The organism is Rhizobium herbae (genome assembly GCF_019511375.1).
GTDB classification, from domain to species: Bacteria; Pseudomonadota; Alphaproteobacteria; order Rhizobiales; family Rhizobiaceae; genus Pararhizobium; species Pararhizobium herbae_A.
Window position 1 is genome coordinate 276,756 of sequence record NZ_JAEUAO010000001.1, and the last position, 24,703, is coordinate 301,458.

A 24,703-nucleotide genomic window follows, 5' to 3' on the forward strand; every position below is an offset into this window, starting at 1 on the left:
TCACGATCTTTGTTCAGAATCAGACAGAGTTTTATAGCCGAATGCATTGGCCAGCGCCAATTTCGGGGCCGGGTTTTAAACAGCCTTTTCGGCTCTTCGGCGCTATGCGTGGCATTTGCAAGGCAAAAGCGAAGGAACGGTCCGAAACAGCTCTTTCCTTCGCCGATCCGCTCGCCTAACAATCCGCAGGACGGCCATCATAAGCAAAGCCGCGACGGGGAAGCCGCATGTCTCACATCGATCTCTTGATCAATGCGCTGACCACCATTCTGGTCACCATCGATCCGCCCGGCCTTGCGCCGATCTTCCTCAGCCTGACAACGGGCATGAGCCGCCAGGAACGGTTCCTAGTGGCACGCCGCGGCACGCTGATTGCCTTCTTCATCCTCTCCGCCTTCGCCCTCTTCGGCAACGGCATCCTTGGGCTGCTCGGCATTTCGATCGGCGCGTTCCGGATCGCCGGCGGCCTCCTGCTCTTCTGGATTGCCTTCGAGATGATCTTCGAGAAACGCAACGAGCGGAAGGAAAAGACCGGCGAAGCCGCCATCACCCGCGACCACATTCACAATATTGCGGTGTTTCCGCTGGCACTGCCGCTGATTGCCGGCCCCGGCGCGATCTCGGCGACGATCCTTTTATCCGGATCCTTCTCCGCCACCATCGACCGGGCACAGCTCATCCTCGTCATCGCCTTTTGTCTTGCCCTGCTCTTTGCCGCCCTGGTCATCGCCGAACGCATCGACCGCTTCCTAGGCGTCACCGGCCGCGCCATCCTGACCCGGCTGCTCGGCGTCATCCTCGCAGCGCTTGCCGTTCAGTTCGTCGTGGATGGCGTGAAGTCATCAATGGCGCTTTGACGCGCACGCATCACCGAACGCTCAAGCAGCAAAAAGGCCCGGTTTCCCGAGCCTCTTTCTGTATTGTGACGCGACGGATCAGAACGGAATGTCGTCATCCATGTCGCGCGAAAAGTTTCCGCCACCGCCACTCGAGCGGCCGGCCGGCGCCGATGCAGGCCGATCGTAGTCGTCGCCGTAGCCGCCGGAGCTTGCGCCACCGAAATCCGAGCCGCTTCGACCGGCGCCGGAACCGGCGTCGCCCCGCCCGCCGAGCATCGTCAGCGTCGAGTTGAAGCCCTGCAGGACAACTTCCGTCGAATAGCGATCCTGACCATTCTGATCCTGCCATTTGCGGGTCTGCAACTGGCCCTCGATATAGACCGTCGAGCCCTTCTTCAGATATTGCTCGGCAACCTTGCAGAGACCTTCGTTGAAGATCACGACGGTGTGCCACTCCGTCTTTTCCTTGCGCTCGCCCGTATTGCGGTCGCGCCAGCTTTCCGAGGTCGCAATCCGCAGGTTGGCGATCGGCCGGCCGTCCTGCGTGCGCCGGATTTCCGGGTCCGCCCCGAGGTTGCCTATCAAAATCACCTTGTTGACACTACCCGCCATCTTGCTTTTCCTGTTATCCCGCCCGGCATCGCAGCCCGGCCACCAAAATTCTCAAGCGCGCATCTTAGCGGCTGCCGGCCCACCATACGCCCCTTCGCACCGCGTCATCCACAACAGATTTTGAATTTTTGTTCTTTATTTGTTCTAGTAAATCCGTAATATCGTGTCAACTGACTCGGGAAAGCCCGCCTGTTTTTTTGGATTGCGCCTCGACATGCGCCGTGCCGTACTTAAATAGGAGCATTCACCGGATTTACAAAGCTGGACACGATGAGCGAACACAAGACTATTTCCATTCGCGGCGCGCGCGAGCACAATCTGAAGGGCATTGACCTCGATTTGCCGCGCAACAAGCTGATCGTCATGACCGGCCTGTCCGGCTCCGGGAAATCGTCGCTCGCTTTCGACACGATCTATGCGGAAGGCCAGCGCCGCTACGTCGAGAGCCTTTCGGCCTATGCCCGCCAATTCCTCGAGATGATGCAGAAGCCGGATGTCGACCAGATCGACGGGCTGTCGCCGGCGATCTCGATCGAGCAGAAGACGACCTCGCGCAACCCGCGCTCGACGGTCGGAACGGTCACCGAAATCTACGACTACATGCGCCTCCTGTTCGCCCGCGTCGGGGTGCCTTATTCGCCGGCCACCGGCCTGCCGATCGAAAGCCAGACGGTCAGCCAAATGGTCGACCGCATCGTCGATTTCGGCGAAGGGACACGGCTCTATATACTGGCGCCGATCGTGCGCGGACGAAAGGGCGAGTACAAAAAAGAACTCGCCGAACTGATGAAGAAGGGCTTTCAGCGCGTCAAGATCGACGGGCAGTTCTACGAGATTGCCGAGGCACCGTCACTCGACAAGAAGTACAAGCATGATATCGACGTCGTCGTCGACCGCGTCGTCGTGCGTCCCGACCTGACGGCGCGCCTGGCCGACAGTCTCGAAACCTGCCTGACGCTTGCCGACGGCCTGGCCATCGCCGAATTTGCCGACAAGCCGCTGCCGCCGGAAGAGACGTCAGCAGGCGGCTCGGCCAACAAATCGCTGAACGAGACGCATGAGCGCGTGCTCTTTTCCGAAAAATTCGCTTGCCCCGTATCCGGCTTCACCATTTCGGAGATCGAGCCGCGGCTGTTCTCGTTCAACAATCCCTTCGGCGCGTGCCCGACCTGCGATGGGCTCGGCAGCCAGCAGAAGATCGACGAGGCACTGATCGTCCCCGAACCCGACCGGACGCTGAAGAATGGCGCCATCGCCCCTTGGGCGAAGTCCTCGTCGCCCTACTACAACCAGACGCTCGAAGCACTGGGCAAGGCGTTTGGCTTCAAGCTGTCAAGCAAATGGAGCGATCTGTCCGACGAAGCCCGGCATGCAATCCTGCAGGGCACCGAGGAAAAGATCAGCTTCCACTACGAGGACGGCGCGCGATCCTACAACACGACGAAGACCTTCGAGGGCATCGTGCCCAATCTGGAGCGGCGGTGGAAGGAGACCGACAGCGCCTGGGCACGCGAGGAGATCGAGCGCTACATGTCGGCAGCCCCCTGCCCGGCCTGCAACGGTTTCCGCCTGAAACCGGAAGCGTTGGCGGTGAAGATCGACAAGCTGCATATCGGCGAGGTGACCGACATGTCGATCCGCGTCGCCCGCGACTGGTTCGACGCCTTGCCGGGCCACATGAATGCCAAGCAGAACGAGATCGCCGTCCGCATCCTGAAGGAAATCCGCGAGCGGCTGCGCTTCCTCAACGATGTCGGCCTGGAATATCTCAGCCTCTCGCGCAATTCCGGCACGCTGTCGGGCGGCGAAAGCCAGCGTATCCGGCTGGCATCGCAGATCGGCTCCGGCCTGACCGGCGTCCTCTACGTGCTTGACGAGCCGTCGATCGGCCTGCATCAGCGCGACAATGCCCGGCTGCTCGAGACGCTTCGGCATCTGCGCGACATCGGCAACACGGTGATCGTCGTCGAACACGACGAGGATGCGATCCTGACCTCGGACTATGTCGTCGATATCGGACCCGCCGCCGGTATCCACGGCGGCGAGGTGGTCGCCCAGGGTGCGCCATCCGACATCATCGCCAATCCGAATTCGCTGACCGGGCGATATCTTTCCGGCGAGCTGTCGGTCGCCGTGCCGTCGCAACGTCGCAAGCCGAAGAAGAAAAAGGAAATCACGGTTGTCGGCGCCCGCGCCAACAATCTGAAGAACATCACCGCCTCGGTCCCGCTCGGCATATTCACCGCGGTCACCGGCGTTTCGGGCGGCGGCAAGTCGACCTTCCTGATCGAGACGCTCTACAAGGCGGCCGCACGGCGCATCATGGGCGCGCGCGAGAATCCGGCCGAGCACGACCGGATCGACGGTTTTGAGCACATCGACAAGGTGATCGACATCGATCAGTCGCCGATCGGCCGCACGCCGCGCTCGAACCCGGCGACCTATACCGGCGCATTCACTCCGATCCGCGACTGGTTCGCCGGCCTGCCGGAAGCGAAGGCGCGCGGCTACCAGCCCGGTCGTTTCTCCTTCAACGTCAAGGGCGGCCGCTGCGAGGCCTGCCAGGGCGACGGCGTCATCAAGATCGAGATGCACTTCCTGCCGGATGTCTATGTCACCTGCGACGTCTGCCACGGCAAACGCTACAATCGCGAGACGCTGGACGTGCATTTCAAGGGCAAATCGATCGCCGACGTGCTCGACATGACGGTCGAGGAAGGCGTCGAGTTCTTCGCCGCCGTGCCCGCTGTGCGCGACAAGCTGGTCACGCTCAACCAGGTCGGCCTCGGCTACATCAAGGTCGGTCAGCAGGCCAACACGCTCTCGGGCGGCGAGGCACAGCGCGTCAAGCTCGCCAAGGAACTGTCCAAGCGCTCGACCGGGCGCACGCTGTATATTCTGGACGAACCAACAACTGGCTTGCATTTCCATGATGTAGCGAAGCTTCTTGAAGTTCTGCATGAGCTCGTCAACCAGGGCAATTCGGTTGTCGTCATCGAGCACAATCTGGAAGTCATCAAGACCGCCGACTGGGTGATCGATTTCGGACCCGAAGGCGGCGACGGCGGCGGCGAAGTCATTGCAGCGGGGACACCGGAAGATATCGTCAAGGAAAAGCGATCACATACCGGCGCTTTCCTGAAGGAGCTTCTGGAACGGCGTCCGCTTCGCAAGGCGGAAGCGGCGGAGTAAAAGACAGGACCGAAGGGGGCGACGGCATGACCAAATCTGGCACGATCCGCTGTGGCATCGGCGGCTGGTCCTTCGATCCTTGGGAAGGCACGTTCTATCCTGAGACGCTGTCGAAGAAGCGGCAATTGGAATATGCCAGCCGGCAACTGAAGGTCATCGAGGTCAACGGCACCTATTACAGTTCGCAGAAGCCGGAAACCTTTGCCAAGTGGGCGTCCGAAGTGCCGGATGATTTCGTCTTCTCGCTGAAAGCGAGCCGCTTTGCCACCAACAAGAAAGTGCTGGCCGAGGCGGGTGATTCGATCAACCGGTTTCTTGGCCAGGGGCTCACGGAACTGGGGCCGCATCTCGGCCCGATCCTATGGCAGTTCATGCCCACCAAGAAATTCGATGCCGATGATTTCGGTGCCTTTCTGGCACTGCTGCCGGAGAAGCAGGATGGCCTGACTCTGCGGCACGTCGTCGAGGTGCGCCATCCATCCTTCCGCACGCCGGAGTTCATCGCGCTGCTGGCGAAACACAACGTGGCCGTGGTCTGCGCCGATCACGCCGACTACCCGATGATCGCCGACGTCACCTCGGACTTCGTCTATGCCCGCCTGCAGACGGGCAGCGACGATGTCGAGACTTGCTATGACGAAAAGCGGCTCGATCTGTGGGCCGATCGGCTGAAGACCTGGGCGTCGGGTGGCGCGGTGGCGGAGCTTGACCTTGGTGATCCCTCGCGCAAGCCTGAAAAGAAGCCTCGCGATGTCTTTGCCTTCTTCATCAGCGAGGGCAAGGTCAATGCACCGAACGGCGCGCGGGCACTGCAGAAGCGCGTCGACTGATCAGGCCGGCAGCGCTTCGATGGCCGCTGCGAGATCTTCCGCCGTCAGCCCCTCGCCCGCTTTCGCGCCGGCTCGTCCATGACGCCAGACACCGGCGGCGGCCGCTTCGAAGGCGGGCATGCCCTGCGCCAGATGGGCGCCGATGATACCGGCGAGCGTATCTCCCGATCCTGCCGTCGCCAGCCACGGCGGCGCGTTGGTGTTGATCGCGGCGCGGCCGTCGGGCGCGGCGATTACCGTGTCGGCACCCTTGTAGACGATGACGCCATGACTGCGTTTGGCCGCGGCGATGGCGCGGTCGACCTTCGAAAGGGCCTCGTCGGCCTCGATATCCGGAAACAGCCGGGCGAACTCGCCGTCATGCGGTGTCATGACCAGTCGCGTTTCACCCTTGGCGCAGGCTTTGAAAAGCGGGCCCGAATCGTCCTTGAAAGCCGTGATGCCATCGGCGTCGAGCACCAGTTTGTGGCTAGCGAGCATCAGGGCGTACCGACGCACCCTCTGCAGATCGCCAAATCCCGGGCCGAGCACGAAGGCGCCAACGCGTTTGTCAGCCAGCCACTGCGCGAGGTCGTCTTCGCCTTCGATCTGCTTCAACATTACGGCCGTCAGATGGGACGCATTGGCTTGCAAGGCCGCGGCCGGGGAAGCGATCGTCACCAATCCGGCGCCCGCCCTCAGACCGGCAATGGCCGACAGGCGTGCCGCACCCGTCGAGAGCGGGCCGCCCGAAAAAACGCCAAGGTGCCCGCGCTTGAACTTGTGCGCGGCGGGGTCCAGCGTGAACGCGTATTTCCGCCAGAGATGCGGGCCGTTTGCACTAAGCCTGCCGGCGCGGGCGGACAGGATGCGTTCGGGAATGCCGATATCGAACACCTCCAGCGTCCCGCAAAGCATCCGCCCCGGCATCAGCAAATGTCCCGGCTTGCGGGCGACGAACGTGACGGTGTGACGCGCCCGAAAGCCTGCGCCCAGAACTTGTCCGCTGCGGCCATCGACGCCGGAGGGCAGGTCGACGGCGATCACCGGAAGGTCCTGGCTAGCAACGGTCCGCATCACCCTTGCCGCTTCCGGCGGGACGGGACGCGAAAGGCCTGCACCGAACAAAGCATCGACGACAACGTCACCGGCGGTCGGGGCATAGTCCGCAAGCGGTTTCACCGCCGTTCCGAACGCCGTGCAGGCCCGGGCCGCGTCGCCTTTCAGGGCTGCCGGATCACCCAGGGCATGGACGTCGACATCGGCGCCGCTGTCCCGCAAGGCTGCGGCGGCGATATAGCCGTCGCCGCCATTGTTGCCGGGACCGCATAGAACGACAAACCGCAAGGCGCCGGGATAAAGCCGCAAAGCGGCCGCTGAAACGGCCGTTCCAGCGGACGTCATCAGGCCGAAACTGTCGATCCCCGAGCGCGCGGCATCGGCATCAATCGCAGTGATTTCGGCGGGCGTGACGACGGTGTGATTTCTATCGGCTGACATTGCATCAAAATGCCTTGCAGCCGGGGCAGTCGCAAGCTCAAAACACGGATGCAGTATGTCCATTTTTTATGCATTTGCACATATTTAGCCCCCAAATGTGACACTTTATGAAGCGTGAACCGGAACAACGCGTCAGCAACGTTATTTCCGTACAAAAATTCATAAAAAATAGGCAAAAGGCGCTGATTATTCTGAAGAAACGGCTATGATCGCCTCCGTTGGAGGAGTTTTCATCCAAAACGGCATCGCATTTGCCATTCTGGCATGTAAAATGCATATCGAGGGCAAGCCGGCATAAGCCTGCTATAACGGGAGAAGCGGAGAGAAATTTTCTCATGAAAAAGATCGAAGCGATCATAAAGCCTTTCAAGCTTGACGAAGTAAAGGAAGCCCTTCAGGAGGTTGGCCTTCAGGGCATCACCGTCACGGAAGCGAAGGGCTTTGGGCGCCAGAAGGGCCATACGGAGCTTTACCGTGGGGCAGAATACGTTGTTGATTTTCTCCCGAAGGTGAAAGTCGAAGTCGTGCTGGCAGACGAGAATGCGGAGGCAGTAATCGAGGCCATTCGAAACGCCGCCCAGACCGGGCGTATTGGCGACGGAAAGATTTTCGTCTCCAATATCGAAGAGGTCATCCGAATCCGCACCGGTGAGACGGGCATCGACGCCATCTAATCAGCCTGGCCGTTCGGTCCGGGCTACTACCTCGTCATCTCAAGAGAGGGACTTTCAAAACATGACGACTGCCAATGATATCCTCAAGCAAATCAAGGATAACGACGTCAAGTTCGTGGATTTGCGCTTCACAGACCCGAAGGGCAAGCTGCAGCACGTCACGATGGACGTATCCGGTGTTGACGAGGACATGTTCGCCGATGGCGTGATGTTCGACGGTTCGTCGATCGGCGGCTGGAAGGCGATCAACGAGTCCGACATGGTGCTGATGCCGGATCCGGCAACCGTGCACATGGATCCCTTCTTCGCGCAGTCGACGATGGTCATTGTCTGCGACATTCTCGATCCGGTCTCCGGTGAAGCCTATAACCGCGATCCGCGCGGCATCGCCAAGAAAGCCGAAGCCTATCTCAAGGCATCGGGCATCGGCGACACCGTCTTCGTCGGTCCCGAGCCGGAATTCTTCGTGTTCGACGATGTGAAATACAAGGCCGACCCCTACAACACCGGCTTCAAGCTCGACTCGTCCGAACTGCCCTCCAATGATGACACCGACTACGAAACCGGCAACCTCGGCCACCGCCCGCGCGTCAAGGGTGGCTACTTCCCGGTTCCGCCGGTCGACAGCTCCCAGGACATGCGCTCCGAAATGCTGACGGTGCTGAGCGAAATGGGTGTCACCGTCGAAAAGCAGCACCATGAAGTGGCCGCTGCCCAGCATGAGCTCGGCGTCAAGTTCGACACACTGGTGCGCAACGCCGACAAGATCCAGATCTACAAGTACGTCGTGCACCAGGTCGCCAATGCCTATGGCAAGACGGCAACCTTCATGCCGAAGCCGATCTTCGGCGACAACGGCTCGGGCATGCACGTGCACCAGTCGATCTGGAAGGACGGCAAGCCGACGTTTGCCGGCGACGAATATGCCGGCCTGTCGGAAACCTGCCTCTTCTATATCGGCGGCATCATCAAGCATGCCAAGGCAATCAACGCCTTCACCAATCCGACGACGAACTCCTACAAGCGTCTGGTGCCGGGTTATGAAGCGCCGGTTCTGCTGGCCTATTCGGCCCGCAACCGCTCTGCCTCGTGCCGCATCCCCTTCGGTACCGGTCCGAAGTCGAAGCGCGTCGAAGTTCGCTTCCCCGATCCGCTGGCAAACCCCTATCTCGGCTTTGCCGCCATGCTGATGGCCGGCCTCGACGGCATCAAGAACAAGATCCATCCGGGCAAGGCCATGGACAAGGATCTCTACGACCTGCCGCCGAAGGAACTGAGGAAGATCCCGACAGTCTGCGGCTCGCTGCGCGAAGCGCTCGAAAACCTCGACAGGGACCGCAAGTTCCTGACCGCCGGCGGCGTCTTCGACGACGACCAGATCGATGCTTACATCGAACTCAAGATGACCGAGGTCATGCGCTTCGAGATGACCCCGCATCCGGTCGAATTCGACATGTACTACTCGGCCTAAAAGCGGCTTCTGGGCCCGCGCGAGCGGGTCCGGCTCAAACAAAAGGCCGGTCTCGCGTGAGACCGGCCTTTTCATTTGTACGGTTGGAACCGGCTATTGTTTCTTCAGGCGCTGCTTCAGCAGTTCGAGATATTCCTCGTTGCCATCCGGCTGCCCGGTTGCGGCTTCCGGCGCCTTGCAGGCCGGCTTGTAGTCAAGCGCCATGCCTGCCTTGACGCAAACGCCGACCTGCCAGCCGGGCGGCAAGGCGGTCAGATCGACATCCTTCCATTTCGGATGTCCGGTCGCCTGCAGCTTTTCGAGATTGTTGAGAATGAGGCTTGAGAACTCCGACACCGCCTTGCAGCTTTCGCGCTGATAGGCGTTGCGCTTGACATCGTAGTCATAGGTCATCAGCACGGCCTTCACGGCGATCAGATCGACCGGTTCTTTCTGGAATGCGTAAGTCCCGGCATCGATGCGCGAGGCCGTGTAGGTGGCAAGCAGCGGCGCCTCGGTGATCGGCAGGAGATGAAACTTCGCGCCGTCGATCGGGTTGTTCTTGAACAGCGCCGCCGGAGCCCCTGCGACGTAGAAGAAGGCGTCGATCTCGCCGGCCAGCAGTTTCGGCAAAGCCGTATCCGGGTTGATCGCGACGCGTTCGCCGGTCTTCACCTGCAGAATGTCGAGAATGAGCGAGGACGTCAGGAAGGTGCCGCTGTCCTTCACGCCGACGGCAACCTTCTTGCCGTCCAGGTCCTTCATATCCTTGATATCGGCGCGGGCGAGAACGTGGATTTCCTCGTTATAGAGCGGGAACATGATGCGCACGCCACGCACCGCCTGCTGCACCTCGGGGTCGTTCGCCTCGAAGGTCTTCAGATATTCGAGCACGTCACTCTGGACGATACCGAACTGGGTGTTCTTGCGGTTTCTCACCCCGATAAAATTTTCCAGCGAGCCTGCGGATTCCTGGACGTTGAGGGTCAGCCCGCAACTCTTGCCGAGTGCTGCGACATCGCGGCCGATCTGGATATAGGTGCCCTGCGGTCCGCCGGTCATGATGTTTTTTTCAAACTCGGCCGCCGATGCCGGACCGAATAGACAGGCCGCGACGATCGCGGCGGCAACGGAGGCCAGTCGAAACACCATTTTTCCTCTCCCGAAAACCGCTTGCGCTCGGCAAGCGGAGGAATATGTCAGCAATCGCTTTTGAAATCACGCATGAGGTTGCGCATCAGGACGAGCGGCACCTTGTCGAAGACGCTCTCGAGGGCATCCGTTACGCAGGCGCCGGCGATGAGCTTGTCCTTCAGGCGCTGCGTCTTTTCCTCATCCAGAAAGCCAAGACCGCGCGTCGTGCCGATGACATTCTCTACCAACTGGCTGTCGCGCGGCGTTAGCGCGCCTGCATTGGCCCCGGCCGTACTCGGCAGATCGGTGGACAATGGCGTGTCGGGTTTTTCGCTCGTTTCCCTGGCAACGGCGGCGGCGGCGGCGTCGTCGGCAAGCTGTTTTTCCAGTGCCGCCACTCTACGGCGCGCCTCGCCGAGGCTCTGCTCCAACGTCTCGATCCGGGCATCACGCGCTTCGAGCGCCGATTTGAAGGCAGCTGTCTCCTGCGCGTCCGCCTGCTTTTGTTCCAGTGCCTTGCGGGCAGCAGCAGCGTCGGCCATGGCCCGTTCCACGGCCGAGCGCAGACTGGTTAGCTGCGTGTTCAGGGCCAGCTTCTCGGCCGCTAGGCTTTCGGCCTCATTTTTAGCGCTCGCGGCATCCGATTTGGCGGCGGTCAAATCGGCGTCTAGTTTGGCGATCGTCGCGGTGAAATCGTCGGCAGCAGATTTCGCCGCGGCCCTTTCGGTGGAAAGCAGTTTTTCGAGCCTCGAAATGTCCGCATCGCGCTTGTCGAGCAGCCGGTTGAGCTTTGGCACTTCGTTGAGTTTCAGTTCGGCATATTCCTGCTCAAGCTCTCCCGCCCAGTTGCCGGAATTCTTGCGGAATTCGGCGAGGTCGCCGGTGACCTTGTCTCTCTCGGCGGTCACTTTGCCCAACTGGTCGGTCAGCGACCCTGCCTGCGCCTTCAATTCGGCAATTTCCGCCTGCATGGCCTGGCGGGTGAACCAGAAATAGCCGCTGGCGGCGATGAGCACCGCGCACAGAATGGCCGGCAGCAAGAAGCCGGACGAGCCGCCGCTGCGCGTCACCTGGCTGTTTCTGCCCCACTGATTGCTCATGCCCGATCCGCCACGGAATAACTCCCCTTCAATTCAGGTACGACGAATTTCCGGAGGAGGCAAGCACGGCAATCCGCATACCCGTGGCCCTTCTCGCCGGCCGCTACGCAGCCATGGCGTGCCGACCTTGCCTATTGATGTTTGTTGAAAGACCACCACATATTGGGGGAAAGGAACCTCTCATGATGAAACAAAGAGAAGCAAAATTTCAGATTGGACAGGTTGTTCGCCACCGTGTGTTTCCGTTCCGCGGCGTCATCTTCGACGTTGACCCGGAATACGCCAACACCGAGGAATGGTGGAATGCTATTCCCGCTGAAGTCCGCCCGAGCAAGGATCAGCCGTTTTACCATCTGCTCGCGGAAAATGACGAAGCGGAATATGTGGCCTATGTTTCCGAACAGAACCTCGTTTCGGACGACAGTGGAAGGCCCATGCGCCATTCGCAAGTGAATGCCTTCTTCGATCCGCAGGGAGCCGGCCAGTATAAGCCGAAAGCTGTCGTCCAGCACTGACGTCAACCATCCCGGGCGGCTTCGCACTGTAACAAAAAGCCCCCGACGAAAATGAACTGACACCCGAAGGTTGATGTCCAACTTTCGGGGGTCAGTTCAAGTCCGGGGGTTTTTGCTGTATCGCGTTGCGATCAGTTCTGCTTGGCGGCCTTCTGGGCTTCTTCCAGCTTCTTGCGGGCGTCTTCGGCCTTCTTCTGCATTTCTTCCTGCAGCAGGCGCTGGCGCTCTTGCAGCTTCGACTGCTCGATCGGCTCGCCGTCGAACACGCCGGTAAAGCCATTGAGCGAAATCTTGATCGGGTTCGGCGCGCGCTGGAAGTTGACCGAGGTGAACACCACTTCGCCACCCTTCTTCAGGCTGGCGAGCACGGCATCACTCAGCGGCACTTCCGCGATGCACTTGTCCGGCATGCAGATAGCGTAGTCGAGCTTGACGCCCTTGCCGCCGTCGATCTGCATCTGGATGCCCGGCGGGATGAGGCGCGCGGAGGGGACAGAAACCTGCATTACCTTGCGTTCTACCTTGCCGCGAACGCTGATAAGGCCAACGGCCGTGATCAATTGGCCGTTGTTGGCTGACAAGAGGTTCTGCACGATGCAGACATCGTTGTCTTCCTGCTTGGTGCAGACCTTGAACCAGCCCTGTGGCGGACGACCGGCAGCCTGCTCCTGCGCGAAGGACGCCACGGGCATCGCGGCGACGGCAACAGCGCCGGCAAATGCCGAAAGTGCGGCCTTTTTGGTGAAGTTCGACTTGAAGATCATAACGATATCCGTCTCCTGAATTCCGGTGTCTGAGCAGTCTTTAAGCCACTCGTCATCTATGGTCAGCCGCCCGCTCTCCTGTTGGGCAAATAAGGCAATTGCATGACCCTCGTCTCCGGGAACACCTGTTACAGCGAGCGGGCGCGGATATCCAGTCTTTCCTTGATTTTTTTCCGGCCATCGCTTGGGCCACACCTGGATTTTTGCGGTCTGTGCCGGTTGGAAATGCCTGTCAACGTGCTAGTTTGCCGTGATTCATACGAGAGAAGACAGCAGGAGGCGGGCTTGCGGGCATTATTCTTAGGGTTGATTTCGCTGCTTGCCGCGCTGGGCACGGGCGTCGCGGCTAGGGCCGAACCGGTCCACGGCATCGCCATGCACGGGCAGCCCGCCCTGCCCGCAGATTTCAAGAGTTTCCCCTATGTCAGACCGGACGTGAAGAAGGGCGGCCGCGTCGCCTATGGCGTCGTCGGCACTTTCGACAACCTCAATCCCTTCATCCTGAAAAGCATGCGCACCACCGCGCGCGGCATGCTCGACCCGGAATACGGAAATCTCGTCTATGATTCGCTGATGCAGCGTTCCAGAGACGAGGCCTTCTCGCTCTACGGCCTGCTTGCCGAGACTGTCGAATGGGACGACGACCGCAGCTTCATCCAGTTCAACCTCAATCCGAAGGCCAAATGGGCCGACGGTCAGCCGGTGACGCCCGAGGACGTCGTTTTCACCTTCGAACTGTTTCGCGATAAGGGCCGCGTGCCGTTCAGCACGCGACTGGCGAAGGTCGAGAAGATGGAAAAGGTCGGCGACCGCAGCGTCCGCTTCACCTTCAACGATGAGGCCGACCGTGAATTTCCCTTGCTGATCGCCATGACGCCGATCCTGCCGAAACACGCGACCGATGTGGCGAGCTTCGACCAGACGACGCTCAAATTTCCCTTGGGTTCCGGACCCTATCGTGTGGCGGAGGTCAAGCCCGGCGAGCGGATCGTCTACAAGCGCAACCCCGATTACTGGGCAAAGGATCTCCCCAGCAAGGTCGGCTTGGACAACTACGATGAAATTTCGGTCGAATATTTCCTTCAGGACAATTCGCTGTTTGAGGCCTTCAAGAAGGGCGAAGTGGATATCTACCCCGAGGGCAGCCCGACAAAATGGACACGCAGCTACAATTTCCCGGCGGTGCAGTCCGGCAAGGTGATCAAGGATACGTTCACGCCGAAGACGCCGTCCGGCATGCTCGGCTTCGTCTTCAACACCCGCCGGTCGATGTTTGAGAACATCAAGCTGCGCCAGGGGCTGGCGCTTGTCTTCGATTTCGAGTGGGTCAACAAGAACCTGTTCGACAATGCCTATACCCGCACGCAGAGCTTCTGGCAGAACTCGACCCTCTCCTATCTCGGCGTCCCGGCGGATGATCGCGAACTAGGCTTGATGGGCGACATCCGCAGCCGGATCAATCCGGCCATACTCGACGGGACTTACCGGCTGCCCGTCACCGATGCCTCTGGACGCGATCGCAATGTGCTGCGCGAAGCCGTAACACTGCTGCGGGAAGCCGGGTACAGCATCAAGGACGGCAAGATGATCAACGAGAAGGGCGAGCCGCTCGCCTTCGAGATCATGACCCAGAACGAGGGCCAGGAAAAACTGGCGCTTGCCTACCAGCGCTTCTTTGCAGCCCTCGGCATTACCGCATCGGTGCGTACCGTCGACGATTCGCAGTACCAGCAGCGCAGCCAGTCGTTCGACTATGACGTGATCATCAAGTCCTTCCCCTCTTCTCTCTCGCCGGGGGTCGAACAAATCTCCTACTGGGGATCGCAATCACGCGACCAGCAGGGCAGTTCGAATTTCGCCGGTGTCGCGGACAAGGACGTCGACAGGCTGATCAGCAATATCCTCCAGGCCAGGACGACGGAGGATTTCGTCGCCGCCGTTCGGGCTCACGATCGGTTGCTGATCAACAATTCCTATCTCGTGCCGCTCTACCATGTCGCTGCCCAATGGGTGGCGCGTGCCAAGCATATCGGCCGGCCGAGCGTCGTGCCGCTCTATGGCTACCAGTTGCCTGCCTGGTGGGACGAAACCGTGCAGTGATGCGGAGGCCGGTATACTTTTGGTAACGCATTGAAACCGAAAAGGCCTGCGACTATGTCGCGGACCGATGGTCTGCAGCAGAAGGAATCGGCACCATGGATCTCGTAAATATCGATGTTGTCTCGGACGTCGTCTGCCCCTGGTGCTATCTCGGCAAGGCGCGGCTCGATCAGGCAATCGCCAATGTGGCCGACGAGATTCATGTGACGGTGAACTGGCGTCCCTTTCAGCTCAATCCCGACTTGCCGCCCGAAGGCGTCGATCACAGGTCGCATCTTGTCGCGAAGCTCGGAGGACAGGCCGCCGTCGACCGCGCGCATCAGATGTTGATCGGACTTGGCCAGCAGGACGGCATTGCATTTGACTTCGACGCCGTGAAAGTCAGCCCGAACACGCTCGACGCGCACCGGCTGATCCGCTGGGCTTTGACCGAGGGGCCGGAAGTCCAGAGCAAGGTTGCTTCGCTGCTGTTCAAGGCAAATTTCGAGCAGGGCCGCAATGTCGGCGATCACACTGTGCTGCTCGACATCGCAACTGAAGCTGGTCTCGATCGTCATGTCATCGCTGCGTTGCTCGCCTCCAATGCCGACAAGGACGCTGTCGGCGAGGAAATCGAGGCGGCGCGGCGCATGGGTGTCACCGGCGTGCCGTGCTTCATCATCGACAGCAAATATGCGGTGATGGGCGCCCAGTCCGTCGATGTCCTGACCGATGCGCTACGGGATATCGCCAGGATGAAGAATACGGCTCAGATCAACTGACGTTTTTGCCGATTTGAAAGCCGCACGAAATCTTGCGCGGCTACTCTGTTTGGGCTCAGGCGCCCTTCGCCAGACCCGCCAATTGCGTCATGACAATGGCGGCGCCTGCCAGCCGCTTCTCCGGCGTCGGGAAATCACGCTGGAAGAAGATGCTGTGGTCGGGGCGGATCTTCGCCATGATGCCCTGCTTGGCGATATAGCCGACAAGTGCGCCCGGATTGGGGAATTCCCGGTTGCGGAACTGCACCACGACGCCCTTCGGCCCTGCATCGAGCTTCTCGACATTGGCCGTGCGGCAGAGCGACTTGATGTAGACGATCTTCAAGAGGTGCTGGACTTCGAGCGGCAGCGGGCCGAATCGGTCGATCAGTTCCGCACCGAAGGCGTCGATCTCCGGGAGTTCGGTGATCTCGCCGAGACGGCGGTACAGGCCAAGACGCAGATGCAGGTCCGGCACGTAGTCGTCCGGAATCATCACCGGTGTTCCGACCGAGATCTGCGGCGACCAGCCGGTATCGGCGATTTCCTCTTCGCCCTTCAATTCGGCGACGGCCTCCTCCAGCATCTGCTGGTACAGCTCGAAACCGACCTCCTTGATATGGCCGGATTGCTCGTCACCGAGCAGGTTGCCAGCGCCACGGATGTCAAGGTCGTGGCTCGCCAGTTGGAAGCCGGCGCCCAGCGTATCGAGCGACTGCAGCACCTTGAGCCTGCGCTCGGCCGTGCCCGTCAGCGTCCGGTTGACCGGCAGCGTAAACAGGGCAAAGGCGCGAACCTTGGAGCGCCCGACGCGGCCGCGTAGCTGATAGAGCTGCGCCAGGCCGAACATGTCGGCGCGGTGCACGATCAGCGTGTTGGCCGTCGGCACGTCGAGACCGGACTCGACGATCGTGGTGGAGAGCAGAACGTCGTAGCGTCCCTCGTAGAAGGCATTCATGACGTCCTCGAGCTCCGTCGCCGGCATCTGGCCATGGGCAACGGCGACTTTCAGCTCCGGTACGTCGGATTTCAGGAAATCATGGATTTCCGAGAGATCGGCAAGACGCGGGCAGACGTAAAAGCTCTGGCCGCCGCGATAATGCTCGCGCATCAGCGTTTCGCGGATCACCAGCGCATCGAAGGGCGAGATGAACGTGCGCACCGCCATGCGGTCGACCGGCGGCGTGGTGATCAGCGACAGTTCGCGCACGCCGGTCAAGGCAAGTTGGAGCGTGCGCGGGATCGGCGTTGCCGACAGCGTCAGCACGTGCACATCGGATTTCAGCTCCTTCAGCCGCTCCTTGTGCTTGACGCCGAAATGCTGTTCTTCGTCGATGATCAAAAGGCCGAGATTGGCAAAATTGATCGAGGCGCCCAACAGCGCATGCGTGCCGACGACGATATCCGTCTTGCCCTCGGCCACTTCCTTCTTGGTCAGCGCCAGTTCCTTGGAACCGACGAGGCGCGATGCCTGGGCGATGCGTACCGGCAGGCCGCGGAAACGATCGGTGAAGGATTTGAAGTGCTGGCGGGCAAGCAGCGTCGTCGGCACGACGACGGCCACCTGAACGCCGTTCATCGCGGCCACGAACGCGGCGCGCAGCGCGACTTCCGTCTTGCCGAAACCGACGTCGCCGCAGACGAGCCGGTCCATCGGTCGGCCGGCTGCGAGATCCTCGCGCACGGCCTCGATCGAATTCAGCTGATCTTCGGTCTCGTCATAGGGGAAGCGGGCCGCGAACTCGTCATAGAGCCCGTCCGGCGTGGCGAGCACCGGGGCATGCCGCGTCAGGCGCTCTGCAGCAATGCGGATGAGGCCGCCGGCCATATCCAGCAGGCGCTTCTTGAGCTTGGCCTTGCGGGCCTGCCAGGCGACCCCGCCGAGCTTGTCGAGTACCGCGTCGCTGCCTTCCGAGCCGTAGCGCGACAGAAGATCTATGTTCTCCACCGGCAAGAAGAGCTTTGCTTCGTCCGCGTAGACCAGTTCCAGGCAGGCATGTGGCGCCCCTGCCGCCTCGATCGTCCGCAGACCGACGAACCGGCCGATCCCGTGTTCGGCGTGGACGACGATGCTGCCTTCGTCGAGGCCGGCAACCTCGGCGATGAAATCGGCACCACGCTTGCGGCGCTTCGAGCGGCGCACCATGCGGTCGCCGAGAATATCCTGCTCGCCGATGACGACGAGATCGCCGGTCTCGAACCCGCTCTCGAGGCTGAGAACGGCGGAGGCCGCCTCGCCGGGTTTCAGCGATTTCAATTCCGAAAGCGCCTTGACCGGTTTGACGTTTGCAAGCCCGTGCTCGGCCAGTACCTGCAGCAGGCGGTCGAGCGATCCTTCCGACCAGGCCGAAATGAGAACCCTGGCGCCCCTGGCGCGGCGGTCTGCGATGTATTTCACTGCCTGGTCGAAGACGTTGACCCGCTCGGCGTCGCTTGCCCCTTCCGTCGCATTCTTCGCCCAGCGCACGCCGAGCCGCGCATCGATGGTCATGACCTGGCGTGCTTCGCCCTCGTGCTCGCTGAACGGCGAGAGGCGAACGGCATTGCGCGAGACCAGCGCGGCGTTGAAGTCTTCGGTACCGAGGTAGAGCAACTCCGGCGGCACGGGCTTGTAGGGCGTACCCTGCGATATCTGAGCCTTGCCTGGTGCTGCGGAGGATTGACGGGCCTCGTAGTAGTCCGCGACCAGCTTGGAGCGCTCGGCGGCGGCCTCGCGAGCCACGTGATCGGTCACGATATGGAAACCGGCAAGGTAGTCGAACACAGTATCGAGCCGGTCATAGAACAGCGGCAGCCAGTGCTCCATGCCGGCATAGCGCCGGCCTTCGGAAACCGCCTGATAGAGGGCATCGTCGCGGGTCGCCGCGCCGAACAGCGAGAGGTACCGGGTTCGGAAATGGCTGATCGTCTCAGGCGTGAGCGACACCTCGCTCATCGGATTGAGGTCGAGCGAGCGGGCCTGGCCGGTGGTGCGCTGGCTGGCAGGATCGAAGGAACGGATCGTTTCGAGCGTGTCTCCGAAAAAATCGAGACGCACCGGCTCGTCGCTGCCGGGAACGAAGACATCGAGTATGCCGCCGCGCACCGCATATTCACCGACTTCGCGAACGGTGGCGACGCGCTCGAAGCCATTGCGTGCAAGCCGCGCTGCGACATCGTCCATCCGGATCGTGTTGCCCGGCCGGGCGGAGAAGGCCAGGCTTTCGATGATCGCCTGCGGCACCATCTTCTGAAGTGCCGCATTGACGGTAACGAGCACGATGGCCGGATGCGGCTTCTTCGCATGCGCGATCAGGCCACTCAACGTCGCCAGCCGCCGGGCCGAGATGTCGGCACTTGGCGATACGCGGTCATAGGGCAGACAGTCCCATCCGGGCAGCGTGAGAACCGGAATGTCGGGCGCGGCAAAGCCGAGCATCTGCTCGACGTCGGCAATCCGCTGACCATCTGACAGAATGTAGGCGACGGGGCCATTGGCTCGTGCCAGTTCGGCAAGAACAAGCGGCTCGACGCCGGCGGGCACCGGGCCGATGGTCAGTTCACGGGTTGCGCGGGCAACTTTACTGGGGTCAAATCCGGCAATCATCGATCGTCTTTATTCTCGGCGCCAAGCAGCTTGTCGAAATCCGGGCGATAGGAAGCAATGCGTTCAAACAGCGGCGTCCGGAAGTGTTGCGGCACCGGTCTCTCGCCGATGATCCACTTGACCAGATCGTTGTCCTCCTCCGCCATGATGGTTTCGAGCTCGTCAAGGTCGGCGTCCGCGAGCCCGGCAAGTTCGTTGTCGGCGAACTGCCCGAACACCAGGTCCATTTCCCTGATGCCGCGATGCCAGGCACGAAAAAGAATGCGTCGGCGGCGCGGATCAAGATCGGCGCTCGTGCGTGTGATGCCCGTCATCGAAAGTCCTTCCTGCCGCTGCGTCGTTTGGGAGCGCGCGTTGCAGTGGCTCTATAAACGCTGAAAAGACGATTGTCAGCCTTGCCAAAGACCTAATCCTCGTTTCAGTCTGGCGCGCATGCGCCCGGCCCTCCTCGACCCCCTGTTCGCCCCCCTGAATTCGCTTCCCGGCATCGGCCCGAAAGCGGGCGAGCTTTATGCGCGGCTGCTGGGACGCGAAAGCATCGACGATTGCCGGGTGATCGATCTCGTTTTCCATGCGCCGCATTCGCTGATCGACCGGAGGCACCAGCCGGGTATCGCACGCGCGCCGCAGGGCGCCATCGTCACGATCACCGGCCGGGTAGACCGGTACCAGCCACCGGCGCCCAGAACCAGCCAGCCCTACCGCGTCTTCCTGCACGACGACACTGGCGAACTGGCGCTGACCTTCTTCCGGGTCAAGGGAAACTGGCTGGAGAAGGCGCTGCCGCTCGACGAAACCGTGACTGTCAGCGGCAAGATCGACTGGTTCAACGGTCGCCCCTCGATGGTGCATCCGGATTACATGGTGCGCGCAGCGGAAGCGGAAAACCTGCCGCTCGTGGAGCCCATCTACCCGCTGACGGCAGGCCTTTCGGCCCGTATCCTGCGCAAGTCGATCGAGGCGGCCCTGGCCCGGATTCCCGATTTCCCGGAGTGGATCGATGACGCGCTCCTGGAGAAGCAGAGCTTCGCCTCGGCCCGCGATTGTTTCCTTGCCCTTCACGAACCACGCGATGAAACCGATCTCGACCCGCAGGCGCCCGCTCGCCGCCGGCTTGCCTATGACGAGTTTCTGGCCGGACAGCTATCCCTTTCGCTCGTCCGCCAGCGATTGCGCAAGGTCTCTGGCACGCCGGTGCATGCAACCGGCAAACTCAGCAAGCCGGTGCGCGACGCCCTGCCCTTTTCGCTTACCGTGAGCCAGGCGACGGCGATCGGCGAGGTCTTGAAGGATATGGCGGGAACGGAGCGGATGCTGCGTCTGCTGCAGGGCGATGTCGGCTCGGGAAAGACGGCGGTGGCGCTGATGTCGATGCTGGCGGCCGTCGAGGCCGGTGGCCAGGCCGTGCTGATGGCGCCGACGGAAATCCTTGCCCGGCAGCATTTCGCGACGCTCTCGAAAATGGCAGCACCGGCCGGTGTTGCGATCGATGTCCTGACCGGCCGCACCAAGGGCCGCGAGCGCGACGCCATTCTGGAGCGCATCGCCTCGGGTGAAACGCAGATCGTCATCGGGACGCATGCGCTGTTCCAGGACACGGTCAGCTACAGCAACCTGCTTCTTGCAGTGGTCGACGAGCAGCATCGTTTCGGGGTGCACCAGCGGCTGCGACTCACCGCCAAGGGGATTTCGCCGCATATGCTGGTCATGACCGCGACGCCGATCCCGCGCACACTGGTCCTTGCCGCCTTTGGCGACATGGATGTTTCCAAGCTCACTGAGAAGCCGGCGGGCCGCAAGCCGATACAGACCGTCACCGTCTCGACCGAGCGAACGGGAGAAATCGTCTCGCGGCTGCATATGGCTCTCAGCGACGGCAAAAAGGCCTATTGGATCTGTCCGCTGGTCGAGGAATCGGACGCCTCCGACCTGATGTCGGTGGACGAGCGGTTCCAGACGCTCAAAAGCCATTTCGGCTCTGAGGTGGGCCTCGTGCATGGCCGCATGAACGGCGCCGAAAAGGACGCAGTCATGCTTGCCTTCAAGAACGGCGAAATCCGGCTTCTGGTGGCGACCACCGTTGTCGAAGTCGGGGTCGACGTGCCGGATGCGACGATCATGGTGATCGAGCACGCCGAGCGCTTCGGGCTGGCGCAGTTGCACCAGTTGCGAGGCCGCGTCGGGCGTGGTGACGAAGCCTCCACATGTATCCTGCTCTACAAGGGACCCTTGAGCGAAAACGGCCGGGCGCGGCTGTCCATCCTGCGGGAAACCGAAAACGGCTTCCTGATTGCCGAGGAGGATCTGAAACTGCGCGGCGAAGGCGAATTGCTCGGCACGCGTCAATCAGGCACGCCCGGTTTTCGCATTGCCAGCCTCGAGGCGCACGGTGATCTGCTCGAAATCGCGCGCAAGGATGCCGCCTATGTCATCGAGCGCGATCCGGAACTGACATCGCAACGCGGCACAGCGCTGCGCACGCTGCTTTATCTCTACCGGCGCGACGAGGCGATCCGCTTTCTCAGAGCCGGCTGAAGAACTTGCCGCGTTTTGTCGCCGCTGGCACCATCTCCCCCGGCACCTGCAAGGCCTTCGGCAGATAGTCAGGCGCCACCAGACCGCCGGAAAGCAACAGCTTGGCGGCATCTTCGGGGCTCATGTCGAGGGGCACGATCTTTTCACGCGGTACGAAGATGAGAAATCCGGCCGTCGGAACCGGCGTCGGCGGCAGGAACACGGTGACCATATCGAGACCCCGCTCCCTGAACTTGACGGCGATTTCGCCTTTGGCATCCGTCGCAATGAAAACCAGCGACCAGAGACCCGGGCTCGGATACTCGATCAGGCCGGCTTTTTTGAACGAGTTCGACTGGTCCTGCAGCACCGTCTGGAATATCTGCTTCAAACCCTTGTAGATCGAGCGCACAAGCGGCGTTCGCACCAGCAGCGACTCACCGAAACCGACGATGCTGCGGCCGATCAGATTGGCGGTGAAGAAGCCGACAAGCGTGATCAGCAACAAGGCAGTCAGCAGGCCGAAACCAGGGACCGGATAAGGCAGGAAATTGTCCGGATTGTAATCGAACGGCAGATAGGGCTTCACCCAGCTGTCCGCCCAGAGGATGAACGACCACGTGATCCAGGCGGTGATGGCAAGCGGCGCGCAGATGATCAAACCGGTGAGGAAATAATTCCTCAACCGCGTGGCGAAAAATCCGCGTGCCTGTTTGTCCGTCATACCGCCCTGTTTACCCGTCTACACCGCTGTAAAAAGCCGCGTTGTATGTCACAATGCCGGAGGCAGGAGTCGAGGACAAGGGCTGCGCCAAAAAATATTGCGGCGCACAATCAGCGAATGTGATCTGAGGATCGTTCCGAAATCCGAACTTGCGATAAAGCTCGGGATTGCCGACCACGACGCAGCCTGCCGCCCTCCGCTCCCGCAGGATTTCCAAGCCTCTGCGGATCAGCGCGCCGCCGATGCCCTTGCCCTGCCGTGATGGCAAAACCGACACCGGTCCAAGTCCAAACCATCCCGCCGAACCGTCCGAAAATTCTACCGGCGAGAAGGCGACATGGCCGACCACTTCGCCCTCAACCTCGGCGACCAGCGACAGGCTGAGCGCGCCGGCGTGGCGCAGGCGATCGACGATGAAATGCTCCGTTCCGTCGCTGTATGGATGATCCTTGAAGGCTTCCCGCGTCAGGGAATGGATCGCTTCGACATCCCCCGGCTTTTCGGGCCGAATCATCACTCCACGGTGACCGATTTGGCAAGGTTGCGCGGCTGGTCGACGTCGGTGCCCATGAACACGGCGGTATGATAGGCGAGCAGCTGGATCGGCAGCGCGAAGATCATCGGGGCGATGATCTCGTCGACGTTCGGCAGGATGATCGTGCTCATCGTCTCGAGCTTGGAGGCTGCGGCACCCTTCTCGTCGGTGATGAAGATGATGCGGCCGCCGCGGGCTGCGACTTCCTGCATGTTCGACACCGTCTTTTCGAAAAACCGGTCATGCGGCGCGATGACGATGACCGGCATGTTTTCATCGATCAGGGCGATCGGCCCGTGCTTCAATTCGCCCGCGGCGTAGCCTTCGGCATGGATATAGGAGATTTCCTTGAGCTTCAGCGCGCCTTCCATGGCCAGCGGATAGCTTGTGCCGCGGCCGAGATAGAGCACGTCCTTGCATTTCGACAGCTCGCGCGACAGGCTCTCCATGGTCGGCTGGATACTGTTCAGGACCTTGCCCATGATGCGCGGCATTTCGGCAAGGCTGCGGACGAGAGCCTTTTCCTCGGCCTCCGACACGGTTCCGCGGGCCCGACCGGCACCGATCGCGAGTGTCGCCAGCACGGAGAGCTGGCACGTGAACGCCTTGGTCGAGGCAACGCCGATTTCCGGACCCGCCATGATCGGGAAGACCGCATCGGACTCCCGCGCAATCGTCGATTCCTTGACGTTGACGACGGCGCCGATCTTCAGACCATGTTCCTTGCAGTATCGCAGCGACGCCAGCGTGTCGGCCGTTTCGCCCGACTGCGAGATGAACAGAGCGGCGGACTGCGGCGACAGCGGGATCTCACGATAGCGAAACTCCGAGGCGACATCGATTTCGACCGGGAGGCGGGCGTAGCGCTCGAACCAGTATTTGCCGACGAGGCCGGCGAGATAGGCCGTGCCGCAGGCGGAGATGGCAAGGCTCGGAACCTTGGCGAAATCGATCGCCGCAGTCATCGGGTTCACCTTGTTCTCGATGAAGTCGATGTATTGGCCAAGCGCGTGCGAAATCACTTCCGGCTGCTCGTAGATTTCCTTTTCCATGAAATGCCGGTGATTGCCCTTGTCGACCATATAGGCCGCGGCAACCGAGACCTGGCGCGGGCGGGCAACCTGCTTGCCGTCATGGTCTAGGATCTCGACACCATCGGCAGTCAGGACCGCCCAATCACCGTCGATGAGATAGGTGATTTCATTGGTAAAGGGCGACAGAGCAATCGCATCGGACCCGAGGAACATTTCTCCCTTGCCGAAGCCGACAGCCAGCGGCGGACCGCTGCGGGCGGCCATGATCGTGCCCGGCGCATCCTGGAAAATAACGGCAAGCGCATAGGCGCCGGTAACCCGGCGCAGCATGGCCTGCATCGCATCCTTCTGGCTCATTCCGTCGCGGACGAGCTTGGCGAGCAGTTGCGCCACGACTTCGGTGTCGGTCTGGGTGCTGAACGTCGCGCCCGCATGGGCAAGCTCGTCCTTCAACTCGGAGAAATTCTCGATGATACCGTTGTGGACGACGGCGACCCCGTCGGTGAAATGCGGATGGGCATTGTTTTCGGTCGGCGCGCCATGCGTCGCCCAACGCGTATGCGCAATGCCGGTCTTTCCTGCAAGCGGCTCGGCACGCAGCTTGGTTTCGAGATTGACCAGCTTGCCTTCGGCGCGGCGCCGGGCAAGAACGCCGTCGTGGATCGTGGCGACCCCGGCGGAATCATAACCGCGATATTCGAGCCGCTTGAGCGCATCGACCAGACGCTCGGAGACAGGCTGATTTCCAACGATACCGACAATGCCGCACATAGCTGAATTCTCCGCAATTTTTTCGTGAGACCGGTGCCTGTCTGACGCCGGTTAAGGTACATTTCTTGGATGCCGTTTTGGCGAATTTCCATAAATGCGCAATCGAGCCG

At 61.2% G+C, this 24,703-nt stretch carries 19 protein-coding genes; 9 read left to right on the forward strand and 10 right to left on the reverse strand.

What is annotated here, in order from left to right:
* Positions 1-227 precede the first annotated feature (227 nt).
* Positions 228-857, forward strand: coding sequence for a MarC family protein (locus JNB71_RS01445; RefSeq protein ID WP_220370068.1), 630 nt, complete (start codon positions 228-230; stop codon positions 855-857).
* 78 nt (positions 858-935) lie between these two features.
* On the opposite strand, the gene JNB71_RS01450 is transcribed toward JNB71_RS01445, so the two are convergent.
* Complete coding sequence (locus JNB71_RS01450) at positions 936-1,451, reverse strand: single-stranded DNA-binding protein (protein WP_112853789.1); 516 nt, start codon at positions 1,449-1,451, stop codon at positions 936-938.
* A 270-nt stretch (positions 1,452-1,721) separates the two neighbouring features.
* On the opposite strand from JNB71_RS01450, the gene uvrA reads away from it, so the two are divergent.
* Positions 1,722-4,643: an excinuclease ABC subunit UvrA gene (gene uvrA, locus JNB71_RS01455; protein ID WP_220370069.1), complete on the forward strand. Its 2,922-nt coding sequence runs from the start codon at positions 1,722-1,724 to the stop codon at positions 4,641-4,643.
* Positions 4,644-4,669: 26 nt separating this feature from the next.
* Positions 4,670-5,473, forward strand: coding sequence for a DUF72 domain-containing protein (locus JNB71_RS01460; RefSeq protein WP_220370070.1), 804 nt, complete (start codon positions 4,670-4,672; stop codon positions 5,471-5,473).
* Here the strand turns inward: JNB71_RS01460 and JNB71_RS01465 are convergent, their stop codons facing one another.
* Positions 5,474-6,952 (reverse strand): NAD(P)H-hydrate dehydratase, encoded by a 1,479-nt coding sequence (locus tag JNB71_RS01465; RefSeq protein WP_220370071.1) that lies wholly within the window; start codon positions 6,950-6,952, stop codon positions 5,474-5,476.
* A gap of 335 nt (positions 6,953-7,287) precedes the next feature.
* Between JNB71_RS01465 and JNB71_RS01470 the strand changes: the two genes are divergently transcribed.
* Positions 7,288-7,626, forward strand: a complete 339-nt coding sequence (locus tag JNB71_RS01470; protein ID WP_018324798.1) for a P-II family nitrogen regulator — start codon at positions 7,288-7,290, stop codon at positions 7,624-7,626.
* Between the two features lie 61 nt (positions 7,627-7,687).
* Entirely contained in the window at positions 7,688-9,097 is a 1,410-nt protein-coding gene (gene glnA, locus JNB71_RS01475) for a type I glutamate--ammonia ligase (protein WP_220370072.1), read from the forward strand.
* A 93-nt stretch (positions 9,098-9,190) separates the two neighbouring features.
* On the opposite strand, the gene JNB71_RS01480 is transcribed toward glnA, so the two are convergent.
* Positions 9,191-10,228 (reverse strand): TAXI family TRAP transporter solute-binding subunit, encoded by a 1,038-nt coding sequence (locus tag JNB71_RS01480; RefSeq protein WP_220370073.1) that lies wholly within the window; start codon positions 10,226-10,228, stop codon positions 9,191-9,193.
* Positions 10,229-10,275: 47 nt separating this feature from the next.
* The gene (locus tag JNB71_RS01485; protein ID WP_220370074.1) at positions 10,276-11,310 is read right to left on the reverse strand and encodes a hypothetical protein; all 1,035 of its coding nucleotides are present in this window, start codon (positions 11,308-11,310) and stop codon (positions 10,276-10,278) included.
* Between the two features lie 185 nt (positions 11,311-11,495).
* Between JNB71_RS01485 and hspQ the strand changes: the two genes are divergently transcribed.
* A complete protein-coding gene (hspQ, locus tag JNB71_RS01490; RefSeq protein ID WP_220371115.1) occupies positions 11,496-11,825 on the forward strand; it encodes a heat shock protein HspQ in 330 nt (109 codons plus the stop codon).
* 131 nt (positions 11,826-11,956) lie between these two features.
* Here the strand turns inward: hspQ and JNB71_RS01495 are convergent, their stop codons facing one another.
* A complete protein-coding gene (locus JNB71_RS01495; RefSeq protein ID WP_220370075.1) occupies positions 11,957-12,589 on the reverse strand; it encodes an invasion associated locus B family protein in 633 nt (210 codons plus the stop codon).
* Positions 12,590-12,814: 225 nt separating this feature from the next.
* On the opposite strand from JNB71_RS01495, the gene JNB71_RS01500 reads away from it, so the two are divergent.
* Complete coding sequence (locus tag JNB71_RS01500; protein ID WP_431027872.1) at positions 12,815-14,689, forward strand: extracellular solute-binding protein; 1,875 nt, start codon at positions 12,815-12,817, stop codon at positions 14,687-14,689.
* A gap of 95 nt (positions 14,690-14,784) precedes the next feature.
* On the forward strand, positions 14,785-15,450 hold the full coding sequence (locus tag JNB71_RS01505; protein ID WP_220370077.1) for a DsbA family oxidoreductase: 666 nt from the start codon (positions 14,785-14,787) through the stop codon (positions 15,448-15,450).
* 55 nt (positions 15,451-15,505) lie between these two features.
* Here JNB71_RS01505 and mfd read toward each other — a convergent pair whose 3' ends face one another.
* Positions 15,506-19,015, reverse strand: a complete 3,510-nt coding sequence (gene mfd / locus JNB71_RS01510; RefSeq protein WP_220370078.1) for a transcription-repair coupling factor — start codon at positions 19,013-19,015, stop codon at positions 15,506-15,508.
* Positions 19,012-19,329 (reverse strand): succinate dehydrogenase assembly factor 2, encoded by a 318-nt coding sequence (locus JNB71_RS01515; protein ID WP_220370079.1) that lies wholly within the window; start codon positions 19,327-19,329, stop codon positions 19,012-19,014. Before JNB71_RS01515 ends, mfd begins: the two co-directional genes overlap by 4 nt.
* A 118-nt stretch (positions 19,330-19,447) precedes the next feature.
* On the opposite strand from JNB71_RS01515, the gene recG reads away from it, so the two are divergent.
* Positions 19,448-21,550 (forward strand): ATP-dependent DNA helicase RecG, encoded by a 2,103-nt coding sequence (gene recG / locus JNB71_RS01520; RefSeq protein WP_220370080.1) that lies wholly within the window; start codon positions 19,448-19,450, stop codon positions 21,548-21,550.
* On the opposite strand, the gene JNB71_RS01525 is transcribed toward recG, so the two are convergent.
* From JNB71_RS01525 to glmS, 3 genes are read right to left on the reverse strand one after another with little or no spacing between them, the layout of a single operon-like run.
* Positions 21,537-22,253: a DUF502 domain-containing protein gene (locus JNB71_RS01525; protein ID WP_018324788.1), complete on the reverse strand. Its 717-nt coding sequence runs from the start codon at positions 22,251-22,253 to the stop codon at positions 21,537-21,539. The two genes, recG and JNB71_RS01525, sit on opposite strands and share 14 nt — an antisense overlap.
* A 10-nt stretch (positions 22,254-22,263) precedes the next feature.
* Entirely contained in the window at positions 22,264-22,770 is a 507-nt protein-coding gene (locus tag JNB71_RS01530; protein WP_220370081.1) for a GNAT family N-acetyltransferase, read from the reverse strand.
* Complete coding sequence (gene glmS / locus JNB71_RS01535) at positions 22,767-24,593, reverse strand: glutamine--fructose-6-phosphate transaminase (isomerizing) (RefSeq protein ID WP_220370082.1); 1,827 nt, start codon at positions 24,591-24,593, stop codon at positions 22,767-22,769. Before glmS ends, JNB71_RS01530 begins: the two co-directional genes overlap by 4 nt.
* Positions 24,594-24,703 lie beyond the last annotated feature (110 nt).

Excerpts from the sequence above, each read along its gene's own strand:
- JNB71_RS01485 (WP_220370074.1), bottom strand. The coding sequence starts at position 11,310 with ATGAGCAATCAGTGGGGCAGAAACAGCCAGGTGACGCGCAGCGGCGGC.
- mfd (WP_220370078.1), bottom strand. The coding sequence starts at position 19,015 with ATGATTGCCGGATTTGACCCCAGTAAAGTTGCCCGCGCAACCCGTGAA.
- JNB71_RS01465 (WP_220370071.1), bottom strand. The coding sequence starts at position 6,952 with ATGTCAGCCGATAGAAATCACACCGTCGTCACGCCCGCCGAAATCACT.
- JNB71_RS01445 (WP_220370068.1), top strand. The coding sequence starts at position 228 with ATGTCTCACATCGATCTCTTGATCAATGCGCTGACCACCATTCTGGTC.
- JNB71_RS01500 (WP_431027872.1), top strand. The coding sequence starts at position 12,815 with ATGCCTGTCAACGTGCTAGTTTGCCGTGATTCATACGAGAGAAGACAG.
- glmS (WP_220370082.1), bottom strand. The coding sequence starts at position 24,593 with ATGTGCGGCATTGTCGGTATCGTTGGAAATCAGCCTGTCTCCGAGCGT.
- hspQ (WP_220371115.1), top strand. The coding sequence starts at position 11,496 with ATGAAACAAAGAGAAGCAAAATTTCAGATTGGACAGGTTGTTCGCCAC.
- recG (WP_220370080.1), top strand. The coding sequence starts at position 19,448 with ATGCGCCCGGCCCTCCTCGACCCCCTGTTCGCCCCCCTGAATTCGCTT.
- JNB71_RS01450 (WP_112853789.1), bottom strand. The coding sequence starts at position 1,451 with ATGGCGGGTAGTGTCAACAAGGTGATTTTGATAGGCAACCTCGGGGCG.
- uvrA (WP_220370069.1), top strand. The coding sequence starts at position 1,722 with ATGAGCGAACACAAGACTATTTCCATTCGCGGCGCGCGCGAGCACAAT.
- JNB71_RS01470 (WP_018324798.1), top strand. The coding sequence starts at position 7,288 with ATGAAAAAGATCGAAGCGATCATAAAGCCTTTCAAGCTTGACGAAGTA.
- JNB71_RS01495 (WP_220370075.1), bottom strand. The coding sequence starts at position 12,589 with ATGATCTTCAAGTCGAACTTCACCAAAAAGGCCGCACTTTCGGCATTT.
- glnA (WP_220370072.1), top strand. The coding sequence starts at position 7,688 with ATGACGACTGCCAATGATATCCTCAAGCAAATCAAGGATAACGACGTC.
- JNB71_RS01515 (WP_220370079.1), bottom strand. The coding sequence starts at position 19,329 with ATGACGGGCATCACACGCACGAGCGCCGATCTTGATCCGCGCCGCCGA.
- JNB71_RS01525 (WP_018324788.1), bottom strand. The coding sequence starts at position 22,253 with ATGACGGACAAACAGGCACGCGGATTTTTCGCCACGCGGTTGAGGAAT.
- JNB71_RS01460 (WP_220370070.1), top strand. The coding sequence starts at position 4,670 with ATGACCAAATCTGGCACGATCCGCTGTGGCATCGGCGGCTGGTCCTTC.
- JNB71_RS01480 (WP_220370073.1), bottom strand. The coding sequence starts at position 10,228 with ATGGTGTTTCGACTGGCCTCCGTTGCCGCCGCGATCGTCGCGGCCTGT.
- JNB71_RS01505 (WP_220370077.1), top strand. The coding sequence starts at position 14,785 with ATGGATCTCGTAAATATCGATGTTGTCTCGGACGTCGTCTGCCCCTGG.